Genomic DNA, 11,412 nt, shown 5'->3' on the forward strand with positions numbered 1-11,412 from the left:
GGCGGCCGTAACGCTACTGGAGTGATGTCTCAGTATGTGCTTAATGCTGCCGTCGAGTGCTGGACCGGCATCCTGATCTGTGGCTTTCTTCTATACGTGCGTGGGACCACCCGGCTCATTAGTGAGGTATGCCTGTAGCAGGGTGAAGCCGGGCATGGTCTCGTGCGGGCGAACACCCACGGTAAACACTTCTGGATCGTCGAAGACTGGTTCTCCGCTTGGACGCCGGGCGTAGGGAACGCGGCCGTAGTCGACGCCGTCGTCCTTGTCACAGCTCATCCAAGTGATGGCTTCCTGCTCGCCTTCGCGCAGGGGATGGTTCGACACAGCGCGCATGGCCACGGTGCTCGGCGGGATGAACACCCACACCTGCGGTACGGCGAGCACCCACCGCGTCGCGCCGATCTCGTGGGCCTTAACGGCGGCTCGTGTCTCGAAGGCGGCGGCTGTCGCCTCGTCGCGCTGATAGTCAAAGTCGCTGAGCACGAGCCTGCGGTCCCCGTCCAGGACGACGATGGCGGGGCAGTCGCGAGCGACGATGCTCTTCTCCAGCCGAGAGACGACGTCGTCGAGCAGGTCCGCCGTCTTGTCGTTCATCTCGCCCTCCCGAGCAGTCGCCATCTCTGATCCTGCCCGATGAGGTCTCGCTCGGATGCGCGATGCCTCGTACGGCCCGCACGAGAGTCGGCGGCCCGTACGAGGTGAGCGGTCAGGCGGCGGGGGACAGGACGGGACGGTGGAGCACTTTCTCCAGCATCCGGATGGTCTCGCGGTCGAGGTCATCGACGCCGCCGGTGACCGTTCGAAGCGCATTGCGCTCCGCCCGACAGGCGCCGCGGACGCTCTGCTCGTGGTGCACGTAGGTGTTGACGGCCTGCATCACACCCCAGCCCGAGCCGGCCCAGGGTGAGACCCGGTCGTCGTAGCGCCACATGCGGTCGAGCGCCTGGCGCTTGTTCTCGGCGAGTCTCCGGGACCGGCCACGCTCTTCCGGCACGGGCGTGAACTCGTCCAGCAAGGCAGCCCACTGGCGATCGCTCACGCTCGTCTCACACAGCCGCTTGACCTGCTCGGCGAAGTCGTCGGCGACCTGGTAGACGATGTTGAGCGCGTCCCGTGCCTCGTTCAGGCGCAGCTTTGAGTGCTTCGAATGCTTGATCTTCACCTGCTGTCCGCGCTCGGCGAGGCCGGCGGCCATCGTGTTGTCGCACACCACGTTTGTGACGACTCTCTTGAACGTGGTGGCCAGCGACCCGTCGAATGAGGTCGCCCCGATGAGGTGCGGCCGGAACTCGACGCCTTCAGGAGTGGTGATGTTCTCGGGTACCTCCACCGAGACCCAGGCGACCGCTCCGCCCTTGAGCAGCCCGGCCGAGCCGATGAACAGGTCGTCGTCCAGAAGCCGCGAGATGGTGTTGACCAGCCACTCCACGTACGGGTGTGGCTCGTAGGCGTCGGAGAATATGCCCATGACGTGACCGGTGTCGCTGCGGACGATGGCCTGCCGTTCGGGGACGGCGGCTAGACCACCGGTGACGGGGTCTTCCACGTAGATCGGCCGGGATAGGGCGTCCCAGCCGAACAGGCGACGTTTGACGTCGTCGACGGGGATCGGCCCTGGGTAGTGGTTGGGCTCCTCGCCCTGCATGCTCGCGCGGTAGTGCCAGGCGGTGCCGCGTTTGTCGGTGTAGCCGATCAGGGCGTTGGCGTTCAGCCACTCCAGCGTCTCCTTGGACATGTTCTTTCTCCGTTCGGTGCGCATGAGAAGGGCAGCAGTGCGCCGGTCAGCTGGCGCGGTGATTTACGGCGTCTGCGATGCGTTCCGTGAGTTCGCGGTCGGCCGCGTGGATTTGGATCGTGGTGGCGGCGCCGCCGTGGACGGTGAAGGTGCCGAAAGTGGCGCCCAGCCGCCACCGAATGACGGTCGCGCGCTCGTTCTCGGTGAGCGTCGCGTCGGGCAGCAGCTCGGCGATGGCCTCGACGAGTTCGGCTCGGGTGCCGTCTTGAGCGGCTCGGGCGGCGAGGCGTTCGCGGCAAGTCGCCAGGTCGTCCCGGTAGCGGGGCAGGAGGCGCCGCTCGATTCTCTTGGCGATGGATGCAGCACCTCGGGCTGCGGTGACGGTGATCTCGTGTCGCTTCTGATCAGGCAGGACGCTTCTGCTTCCGTCGGGGTAGACGCCGAGCACCCGGATGCGACCCCTCTGGCTCCACAGCGGGTGGACGACGAGCCGGGCGCCGGCCGGGCCTATCAGGTAGGCCGGGTGTCCGGCCCGGATCAGCGGTGTGAAGCCGTCGAGGTGTTCCGCGACTTCGATCACCAATTCCTCAACCTCCCACGCGTTCATGGGTAGGCTCCTTTCGAAACGTTGGATAGTCCAAGCGGTATCTCGCCCACGAAAAGAGCGCAGCAAATCAACCGGCGGGCATGCGGCCGCTACGGTTTCCGGTTGGTTTCGGCTTACATTTGAATGCGGGTGGTGGCGTGGCGCGAACGTCCGCCATCCGCGCTGATCTGCATTGACGGCACAGGCGCCGCGGATATTGCGGGTGCTTATGCGCTCAGGGCAGCGCATGTCGAGCTGGAATCTGGGCGGCTTTACGGCTGCTCTTCGCTGCACATACGCTCTTGCTCGGCGCGAAATTGGTAGATGTCCCGGCCGGGCCTGGCGCACTCCTGGCAGCGGCAGGTCGCGCTGGATCGTCGGGAGCGCCACATTGACCACGTTGTTGTTCAGCTAGGTCATGAACGTCCGTGATGAGCGCCCACCGTCGTCCAGTTCCATGACGCGTCCGCGCTGCTTGTTGACCTTGGTCACCGTGCCCGGGTAGTAGAAGGGCGATTGGTAGGACTCGGTCCACCATGGCCGCACCGGGATGTGGAAGGAGGGGCGGACCAGGACGCGGTCACCGGGTTCCATCGCCGTCTGCTCCCTTCCACAACTCGAGGGCGCCCGCCGCGTCGTCGAGCTGCGGGCGGCCGGCGCCGCGCAGGTCGGCCAGAGTCCAGGCCACGCGCAACAGCCGGGGAAGCCCGTCGGCCGTCACGAGCCCGGTGTTGACCGCCGATCGGAGCAGCTCGGAGGCCTCTGGAGCGGCGGGAAAGCGTGTTCGCAGGTCCGGCGCGGGTACCTCGGCGTTGGTCCACCACGGTGTGTCGGCCAGCCGGTGAGCCGCCCGCACTCTCGCTGCGAGCACCCTCGCGGCCACCGTCGCACTCGGCTCACCCTCCCGTGCCCCGCGATCCCCCCACTCGACAGGCGCGCGTACGGCGACACGCGGCAGGAGCAGGGCGAGGCGCGCGCGGTAGCGGCGCCTCGCCTCCGGTGTGCAGGCGCACCGGCGCTTTTCGGGGCATGGGCAGGGGCGAGAGTCGAGAACCAGGGTGACCCGCGCCGGGTAGCGGATGCTCCGGCCGTGCCCTGCGAGGTGGACCTGTCCGCTGTCCAGTGCCTGGCACAGGCCGTCCAAGACCGGGCTGGTGAACTCCGGCGCGTCGGCCAGGTGCAGTACGCCGCGGTGGGCAAGCGAGAGCGCACCGGGGCGGTTGGCCGCCACGCTCCCGAAGATCGCTGCAGGAGTCTCCGAATGGTGCGGTGCGCACAGCGGGGGCCTGAGCCCCGGTGCCCTGTGGAGGCGTCCGGCCAGCGAGTAGATCTCGGCGACCTCCCGGGCGGCCTGCTCACTCAGCGGCGGCAGGATGCCCGGTAGGCGTTCGGTGAGCATCGTGGCTGGGCCGTCGCCGGACAGGAACAGGTGGTGCCCGCCTGCCGCGCAGACCTCGAGCGCGCGGCGGGCCGCCTGGTTGCCGGACACGTCGGCCAGGTCGACGGCGAAGGGCGATGACGGCGCACACTCCGGCTCCTGGTTGTCATGATCGCGGAGGGCCCCGTGGCGGAGCTGGTCGACCACGTCGGCCAGCTGGGTCACGGGCATCACCACGGCGCCGGGCACTTGCGCCGCCTCCCGCGCGCAGTCGGCGGGGACGACGACTCTGCTGATTCCGGCCCGGACGGCGGCAGCCACCATCGGCAGGACGCCTCTGACTGGGCGTATCCCGCCGTCCAGCGCCAGCTCACCGAGGAACACCCGCCCCGTGATCCGTTCGGGCGGGATGACGCTGGCGGCGGCCAGCAGCGCTACAGCCAGCGCGAGATCGGCCGCCGCGTCGTAGACCGGCGGGATCACCGGTGCCACGCTCACCGTGATCCGCGCGTCCGGCCAGGCTGTTCCACTGTTGAGGATCGCGGCCCGGATCCTCGCGCGGGCAGGCCAGACCGACATCTCCGGCAGGCCGACCAGATGCAACTCCGAGTCCCCTGGTGCCGCATCGGCCTCGACGTCGACCACATGGGCGGACAGGCCGATCAGGGCGACCGACCGGGTTGAGGCGTGACCCATGCCTCACCACCCCACCGGCAGCACCGGCTGCGCAAGGTCCGGGCACTGCGCGGCCTTGTCCGCGATTTCGTCGGCCATCCCGGCGAAGTCCATGCCGCAGACGGTCTCCGGCGGTAGGCCGCAGTCCAAGGCCGTACGAATCAGACCCGCCAGGCTGTAGCGGGGATCGACCGACAGCGCCCGTTCGACGGCGACGCGCGCCAGCGGCCCGTCTCCGGTGCGCAGTGCAAGGAACGCCAGCAGCGCGGCGGGAGGGGCGGCGAAGTCCGGTTCCACCCTGCGGGTGAGTTGGGTCCACAGCCTGATGTGCGTGTCGTCGTCGTATCGGCCGATCAAGGTCATGGCGGCATCGCGGACGAAGATCGCGGTGAGCCGCACGCCGAGCCAGGCGACCGCGTCGGCGGAAAGGTCCTGCCCGGCCTGGGTACGGTCCAGTGCGGCGGCGACCTGAGCAAGGCCCACGTGATACCAGTCGCGATCGTCTTCATCAGCGAGCAGGCTGCGTGCCTCGGCGCAGGCGTCGCGCGTGGCGGCTCGCACCTGTTCCCGGTCCTGTCCGCCGGCCGGGGCGAGCATGGCTTCGAGTGCCGCGCGGTCGGGCCGGGCGACGTACCCGGCGAACACCGCCGCCGCGGCAGCCGGGTTGGTTCCCGCGTCGTACGGGACACCGTCGGGGGAGCAGCAGTCGGGATCGGGGCATGTGTACGACCAGTAGCGGCCGTCTTCAACTCGCAAGGCATCGATCGTGTCGATGCCCGCATCGGACAAGGCGCCGCGTACCGCGTCGATGACGGGGGTGACGTGCCACCCGGGCCCATACCCGATCAGCATCGCCCGCTCGGTGCCGTTTCGGGTGAGTAGTTCGGCGAAGTGCTGGGCCAGGTCGGGCGTGTCCTCCGAGCGGTCCGGCAGGTCGACACGCACGCTGAACCGCAACCCCCGCGCCGTGCTGTCAGGGTCGGCGGTGGGTTCGAACGCCATCGCGACGATGCTGCGCTGGGGATGGAATCCCAGCATGTAGGGCACGATCGCGATGAAGTCCGCAGGACGGTTCAGCCGTACCGTGTGATCCAGACCAGAGGTCATGAGCATCCTCCTGAACATGAAGAAACCCCGGCGCGATCAGCCGAGGGCGATGGAATGAGAAAGGGCGGAGTCAGCAGCGCTCGATTCGCACGCCGCCGCGCGGTCCAAGGAAGATCCGCCGATCGGGGTAGTCGAGCCCGTCAGCGGAGCCGTACAGCGTGATCTCGCAGTCGTCCCCCACGCACGGGGTGAGCACGTCGGCGGCCTCGCGGCGGGCGAAGGCGAAGTGGGAGCGCTGCCAGTAGCCGTACCGGTGCCGATCGGCCAGCTTGCGCCGGGCCTCGGTCAGGGAAGAGAACTCCTCCAGGTCATCCGGTTGTGGTGGGCCGTAGCCGCTGCCGCCGGACCAGAGCCCGAACCACCGTCCCATGATCGTGCCTGCCCCCTTTCAGTTGCGCGACGGGCAGCCGGGCGAGGCGTGGTCGCCGCCGCAGTAGCCGCACCACTCGTCCATGGCGTAGAGCGACAGCTCTTCGGCGTACCGGTCGCGCCACTCCAGCTGAGCCCTGGTGTAGGAGTCGAAATAGTCGGCGTCGGTGTCGCCCGGTCGCAGGGTGAGGTAGTGCAGGACCGTCCGGGCCGCGCTGATCAGCTCACCGGGCGTCAGAACCGCGCCGACACCCGAGCAGATGTCGGACCCGGCGAAGATTGTGCGGCGGCGCCGAGACAGCCGGTATCGCCAGCGGATCCGGCCCTCATCGGTCCGCCCGGCGGCCTCCACCTCCAATAGGTGGTCCGTGTCGATCTGCCACGCGGGCACCAGCCGAGAGCTGATGATCCACCCTGGTGGCAGGGTCAGGGCATGCGTCATCGCCATCGCGGACTCCAAGGTTCAGAAAGATGGAATGGCGGCCGTCAGTACCGGCGACGGCGGCTCAGGTGATGCGGTCGTACGGTCGTGCTGACCGCGTGGATCTCGCAGTCCCGGAAATCCAGGGCATCGGTGTAGCAGCGTGAGCAGCGGATCAGCCGCACGCCCGCTCCCGATGTTCGGTTGGTGTGCGTGGCGTCGATCCACAGATGGGTCTTGGCCAGACAGCCCAGACAGGTGATGACCTCGGCGCCCTTGGGCATCGCAGTGAGCGCCACGATCACCACGTACTCACGCACCCCGCCGGGATCGGCGGCCGAAACCAGAGTTGCGGTGTCCGGGCGAACCTCACCCAACGCGGCCACCCGCATCACGCGGCCCCCGCCACAGACCGTCAGGTCTCCCACGGTCCAGCCTGGCGGGCCGGCAGACCTCACCTCCATGCGATCACCCCCTTTCGTGCCGTCGGCGGGCATGCTTGTGAACCGGGAGGGCGGGAACTCTCAGAACGGAGGCTTTCCGCGCGTCTCGGCAGGAGTGTGCCCGGTGCTTTCGCGGCGCGAATTGCTCTCACTTAAATACGGTGGCCGGAACGGCCCGACCGTCCGCGCGCGGCAACATTTCCGCAGCATTGCCGCGCGCGCCGCACCGACAGCCTGACCGTTCCGACCAGTCGCCCATTCTTCCGTACGGCTACGCAAACCGTAGAACGGGCGCGAGAGTGAACGCCAGGGCGAACGTGTTAGACGCGCTCCGGCGGATTTCGCTCTCACTTAAATACGGGTCCTGTGACCTCTCGACCGTCCGCCGTTCCCAAGATTCTTTATCTGAGTCCGACCGGTGGGAGCGTTACAGTGCGCCGATAACCAAAGGGCTCCGGAGTGGTCCTCCGGAGCCCTGTAGCGGCTTTCTGGCTAGTTCTCTGTGGGTTCGGTGCCTCCGTGCACCATGGCGCTCCTGGCGTCGTCCAGGCGGGCCGACAGCTCTCGCCATTCGGCCCGTCCGGCGTCCCGAACCCGGATCACGGCACGACGGGAGCCGTACGCTCCGCCGTGCTGAGCCTGCGCAGTCTTGGCGAGAACGCCCGCGCGTCCCAGGTCATCCGCTTGAGCGGCGATGCTGAGAGCCCGACGCAGGACAGGGAAGTCCGTGCCGTCCCCGAATGCCGTGCGGAACATCTCTGCGCTGTGCTGAGACACGCAGAACGCCACTGTCGCCCCCGTAACCGTCTCCGTACGCGGCACACCGCGCATGACCTGAGCCCCCGGCGTCGCGTCGATCTCATCCGCCGGAACGTCGACCCGATAGCCGTTCCGCGCGGCGGCATCGCGAACCGCCCACCTCTGCAGAGTCGTACGAGTGATCGTCATCTCTCCGCCGTCCCTACGGACGTAGACCCATGCCTGAGTCTCCCGAGTAGGACCGCTGTCCTGGGCAGGGGCACAGGACGCGAGTACGTCACGCAGGCGCTGAGCGAAGAGAAGAACGGCGTCCTGTGTGACGTCGTCTGATACATCGTCGGTTCCGTACGGCGCGTGCCCGCCCTTGACGATGGTTGCGCTTCCGTCCATGCGCTTACGCGAACGCGTTGCATCGACGGTACGGCAGTAGCCGCGCGCGAGCCTTTGAATCTCTGCCCAGTCGTCCGCCGTTACGCGCGCCATGTCCTCAGGGTTGAGGCTGACACCAGGGACGCTTGTGGGAACGCATTTCCCGGAAACTCCGTTCGGCATGATCGCTCTCCGATTGGCTTGCGACACACAATTGCGTGTGTCACCCGTTTTCTTGGTCAATCCAATTGAACCGCGAAACGGAGATCGAATCAACGAGGTTGCGGCCATTCTTGCTATGTTTTACCAGGTCAAAGACGGTAGGCGCCGGTAGGAGAAATGCGAAGAGAATGAGCATGATTGCCACACTTGTATGGCGACGACATTCTGTAAGTGGGCTCTCGATGGGGGTTATTGGTTTGATTTCGAGTAGTCATGTGGGTCCTGGCAACTCCCCGCGAGAACATCTGTGAGTGCCTTAGCGGCTCTCAAGTCGGGGTGACGTCCGGCCCTGGCGCCAGCGGCTCTACCAGCGGGAATGCATCACCGGAGGCGCCCGATTAAGCAGGATGGCCAGCCGGGCGGCTATCAGGAGGGGTGATCGGAAGGCTGCTCGCCGCCGAGGACATGTGATCATGTCGACGCCACTGCCCGTTTACATGATGATCGGAGGCATGAGGATTCTGGTGCTCGGCGGGACGCGCTTCGTAGGCAGAGTGTTCGTCGAAGAGGCCCTCGCTCAAGGGCATCAGGTGGCAACATTCAATCGCGGTCAGACGGGGCACGACGTACCCGGAGTCGAGGCCGTTCGCGGGGACAGGGAGAACAGATCCGACCTGCTGTCCTTGGTTCAAGGACGGGAGTGGGACTGGGTGGTCGACACCAGCGGCTATGTTCCTCAGGTTGTCGGAAACGCCGCGCGTCTCCTATCCGACAGGGCGAGCGCGTACGTTTTCCTCTCCACCATCTCCGTGTATCCAGGCTGGCCTGCTGAGCCGGTCAACGAGGACAGCAACGTCTACGATTGTCCACCGGATGCCCCTGGTACCGCCGAAGATGAGGCGAACTGGTCCGCCGCACAGTACGGCGCCTACAAGGCCGGCTGCGAGCGCGCCGTACAGGAGGCGTTCAAAGGAGCTGTCACCGTACTGCGCCCCGGAGTGATCCTGGGACCACAGGAGAACGTCGGCCGGCTCACCTGGTGGCTGCGACGAATAGCTCAAGGCGGCCGGGTCCTGGCCCCGGGCCAGCCGGCCAAGCCAATCCAGCCCATCGACATCCGGGACCTGACGGCCTTCACGTTGAGCTGCCTTGCACAGGGCACCACAGGGACCTTCAATGTCACCGCCCCGAAGGGCCGCGCGACCTTCGGGGAGATGCTCGACGCCTGCAGGACGGTCACGAGCTCGGCGGCCGAACTGACCTGGGTGGACGACGCCTTTCTCGTTGAGCACGACGTGAGGCAGTGGACTGAGATACCTCTGTGGCGGACTCCCCTGGGGACATGGCAGGTGGACTCGACGGCAGAATTGGCGGCTGGCCTGGTATGCCGATCGATCACGGCGACTGTCCGCGACACGCACCTCTGGCTCACCAAGACCGGCGGCCCCCTCGCTTACGCTCGACAAGCTCACCATGGGCTGTCCCTGAAGCGGGAACGCAATCTCCTCAAGGCATGGGATCGCCGCCGGTAGTCACTGCGTTGATCAGCACTCGGTGGCCCCACACCGAGAGTATTGCCTTGACCCGACGGCTTACCGTCGTCGCCGCACCTCGTGGTGACTCTTGCTGATGAGACAGGCAGGCGCCGGGGAAGTCCGCGGCTTGCGCACGCTTTGCGCTCGCCATGTCAAGGGGACGGCTTGCGATGTGATGTAAATCGCACGTCTCGCTTCGTGGCTCTCCTCCTCGTTTGGAACGTGCCTGATGGGACCTTATGGACGGGAATGATGGCTGTCGTCTAGATAACGGCAGGTGATCATCCAGATGCGAAGTAGGTCTTGACCTGCGGTTGTCAGGCACGCATGATCCCATTTGGTCATTTTATTTCGGCTTTATAGAGGTGAGCGGCCGTGCCGTGCCGCGCGCTTCGCTTTGCGTGCGGAGGGGTTCGGCGTGCCGATTTCGCGTGCCCGGAAACTGCTGCCCAGCACGATTCGCGGTCGTTTTTCACGGGCGTGGGTCGGGGCGGTGGTCGCCCTCGGCGTGTTCGTCGCCGGGGTCGGTGTGCCGGATGGACTGGTGCAGCCGGCTGCTGCTGACGCGCCGTCGCCGAGCTCTGAGCGGAGTGTTGACGGGCAGCCGGTTCGGGTGAAGTCGGTGGCCAAGGGTGCAGAGGATCTGCAGAAGCCGGTGAAGCGTCCAGCACCGGTGTGGCCGAAGGCGGGGTCTGGCCAGGTCGATCTGTCCAAGGGCAAGGACGCGGCCGCGGTTGCGGGTCTGCCGGTTTCGGTGGCTCCGGTCGAGGCGCCGGATGCCTCCACGATGGCCAAGGCGACCCCCGCACCCAAGCCGATGCGCACACCCAAGATAGCGCCCGCGCCCACCCCTAGGCCGACGGTGACCCGCACGCCGGCTCACCGGCCGATGCCCACCCGCAGGGCGATGCCTCGCTCTAAGAAGACTGCGACATCGCCGTCCGCTTCGGAGACCAGGAGATCGCCACGGAAGTCACCGTCGTCGGTTCAGGTGGAGACGTTCGACAACGCGGTGGCGCGCCGTCTGGGAGGGGTCGGGCTCGCGGTACGGCTGACGCGCGGCGACGGCGGTACGGATGCGGCTCCTGCCCGGGTGGCTTTGGATTACTCCTCGTTCCGGAATGCCTATTCGGGCGGTTTCGCCTCACGTCTCACCCTCAAGCGGGTGCCAGCGTGCATGCTTGAGAGCCGGCCGTCGCAGGAGTGCGTGGAGCGGGCCAAGGCGACGACGCGGACGCTGCCGGTCGTCAATGACGTGGTGCACGGCAGGGTGACCGCGGTGCTGGACGCGGATCCGGCGCCTGCGGCCGGTTCCGGTGTTGCGGCTGCGGAGGCGGCGGGCGATGCGTCGGTGTATGTGCTGGCTGCCTCGGCTGCGTCGACGGCATCGGATGCGACGGGGTCGTTCGCGGCGACGGATCTGAAGCCGTCCGGGACGTGGCAGGTCGGGCTTTCCGGCGGGGATTTCTCCTACAGCTACCCGCTTCCGGCCGTGCCGGCGCCGGGAGGCTCGGCACCCGGGCTTGCCCTGCAGTATTCGTCGTCATCGGTGGACTCGCTGACGTCTTATACCAACAACCAGGCCTCAGTAGCGGGGTTGGGCTGGGAGTTGAACGCGGGGTTCATCGAGCGGCAGTTCGTGCCGTGTGGCGCGTATGAGGACCGGTTAAAAGGTCATCTGTGCTGGGAGTCGCCGGATGGCACGGCCTCGGGTTCGGCCCTGACGCTGTCGGTGGGGGGTCGCTCTTCGCAGATTGTGCGGGATTCGGATTCGGGCACCTACAAGACGGCCGATGATTTCGGCTGGAAGATCCAGTATGTGACCTCGGGTGGCCAAAGTGGCCAGCCGTACTGGAAGGTGACCGATCAG

General features: G+C 66.9%; 11 protein-coding genes and 1 pseudogene. 2 read left to right on the top strand and 10 right to left on the bottom strand.

What is annotated here, in order from left to right; genetic code table 11:
• Positions 1 to 90: 90 nt before the first annotated feature.
• From BXA11_RS29990 to BXA11_RS30035, 10 genes are all read right to left on the bottom strand, one after another.
• Positions 91 to 597 (bottom strand): hypothetical protein, encoded by a 507-nt coding sequence (locus BXA11_RS29990; protein WP_076439951.1) that lies wholly within the window; start codon positions 595 to 597, stop codon positions 91 to 93.
• Positions 598 to 709: 112 nt separating this feature from the next.
• Entirely contained in the window at positions 710 to 1,738 is a 1,029-nt protein-coding gene (locus BXA11_RS29995; protein WP_076439914.1) for a DUF932 domain-containing protein, read from the bottom strand.
• A 46-nt stretch (positions 1,739 to 1,784) separates the two neighbouring features.
• Positions 1,785 to 2,345 carry a hypothetical protein gene (locus tag BXA11_RS30000; RefSeq protein ID WP_076439916.1) on the bottom strand — a complete coding sequence of 187 codons (561 nt, stop codon included), beginning with the start codon at positions 2,343 to 2,345 and terminating at the stop codon, positions 1,785 to 1,787.
• A 390-nt stretch (positions 2,346 to 2,735) separates the two neighbouring features.
• Positions 2,736 to 2,918, bottom strand: coding sequence for a hypothetical protein (locus BXA11_RS30005; protein WP_076439919.1), 183 nt, complete (start codon positions 2,916 to 2,918; stop codon positions 2,736 to 2,738).
• Complete coding sequence (locus BXA11_RS30010) at positions 2,905 to 4,398, bottom strand: YifB family Mg chelatase-like AAA ATPase (RefSeq protein ID WP_076439921.1); 1,494 nt, start codon at positions 4,396 to 4,398, stop codon at positions 2,905 to 2,907. Before BXA11_RS30010 ends, BXA11_RS30005 begins: the two co-directional genes overlap by 14 nt.
• A gap of 3 nt (positions 4,399 to 4,401) precedes the next feature.
• Positions 4,402 to 5,484: a DUF4192 domain-containing protein gene (locus tag BXA11_RS30015; RefSeq protein ID WP_159454858.1), complete on the bottom strand. Its 1,083-nt coding sequence runs from the start codon at positions 5,482 to 5,484 to the stop codon at positions 4,402 to 4,404.
• 70 nt (positions 5,485 to 5,554) lie between these two features.
• Positions 5,555 to 5,854 carry a hypothetical protein gene (locus BXA11_RS30020; RefSeq protein ID WP_076439925.1) on the bottom strand — a complete coding sequence of 100 codons (300 nt, stop codon included), beginning with the start codon at positions 5,852 to 5,854 and terminating at the stop codon, positions 5,555 to 5,557.
• Positions 5,855 to 5,872: 18 nt separating this feature from the next.
• Entirely contained in the window at positions 5,873 to 6,301 is a 429-nt protein-coding gene (locus tag BXA11_RS30025) for a hypothetical protein (protein ID WP_076439927.1), read from the bottom strand.
• A 38-nt stretch (positions 6,302 to 6,339) separates the two neighbouring features.
• Positions 6,340 to 6,771 carry a hypothetical protein gene (locus tag BXA11_RS30030; RefSeq protein ID WP_143734592.1) on the bottom strand — a complete coding sequence of 144 codons (432 nt, stop codon included), beginning with the start codon at positions 6,769 to 6,771 and terminating at the stop codon, positions 6,340 to 6,342.
• 438 nt (positions 6,772 to 7,209) lie between these two features.
• Positions 7,210 to 7,959: a hypothetical protein gene (locus tag BXA11_RS30035; RefSeq protein ID WP_204053942.1), complete on the bottom strand. Its 750-nt coding sequence runs from the start codon at positions 7,957 to 7,959 to the stop codon at positions 7,210 to 7,212.
• A 521-nt stretch (positions 7,960 to 8,480) separates the two neighbouring features.
• Between BXA11_RS30035 and BXA11_RS30040 the strand changes: the two genes are divergently transcribed.
• Together BXA11_RS30040 and BXA11_RS43355 are read left to right on the top strand one after the other, a co-directional pair.
• Complete coding sequence (locus BXA11_RS30040; RefSeq protein WP_204053943.1) at positions 8,481 to 9,539, top strand: NAD-dependent epimerase/dehydratase family protein; 1,059 nt, start codon at positions 8,481 to 8,483, stop codon at positions 9,537 to 9,539.
• 421 nt (positions 9,540 to 9,960) lie between these two features.
• Positions 9,961 to 11,412 (top strand): annotated as a pseudogene (locus BXA11_RS43355) (hypothetical protein); the annotation flags it as partial.

Origin of the sequence: Microbispora rosea (genome assembly GCF_900156315.1) — a bacterium.
Lineage (GTDB): Bacteria > Actinomycetota > Actinomycetes > Streptosporangiales > Streptosporangiaceae > Microbispora > Microbispora rosea.

Coding starts and splice junctions, on each gene's coding strand:
- BXA11_RS29990 (WP_076439951.1), bottom strand. CDS start 597: ATGAACGACAAGACGGCGGACCTGCTCGACGACGTCGTCTCTCGGCTG.
- BXA11_RS29995 (WP_076439914.1), bottom strand. CDS start 1,738: ATGTCCAAGGAGACGCTGGAGTGGCTGAACGCCAACGCCCTGATCGGC.
- BXA11_RS30000 (WP_076439916.1), bottom strand. CDS start 2,345: ATGAACGCGTGGGAGGTTGAGGAATTGGTGATCGAAGTCGCGGAACAC.
- BXA11_RS30005 (WP_076439919.1), bottom strand. CDS start 2,918: ATGGAACCCGGTGACCGCGTCCTGGTCCGCCCCTCCTTCCACATCCCG.
- BXA11_RS30010 (WP_076439921.1), bottom strand. CDS start 4,398: ATGGGTCACGCCTCAACCCGGTCGGTCGCCCTGATCGGCCTGTCCGCC.
- BXA11_RS30015 (WP_159454858.1), bottom strand. CDS start 5,484: ATGACCTCTGGTCTGGATCACACGGTACGGCTGAACCGTCCTGCGGAC.
- BXA11_RS30020 (WP_076439925.1), bottom strand. CDS start 5,854: ATGGGACGGTGGTTCGGGCTCTGGTCCGGCGGCAGCGGCTACGGCCCA.
- BXA11_RS30025 (WP_076439927.1), bottom strand. CDS start 6,301: ATGGCGATGACGCATGCCCTGACCCTGCCACCAGGGTGGATCATCAGC.
- BXA11_RS30030 (WP_143734592.1), bottom strand. CDS start 6,771: ATGCCCGCCGACGGCACGAAAGGGGGTGATCGCATGGAGGTGAGGTCT.
- BXA11_RS30035 (WP_204053942.1), bottom strand. CDS start 7,959: ATGGCGCGCGTAACGGCGGACGACTGGGCAGAGATTCAAAGGCTCGCG.
- BXA11_RS30040 (WP_204053943.1), top strand. CDS start 8,481: ATGTCGACGCCACTGCCCGTTTACATGATGATCGGAGGCATGAGGATT.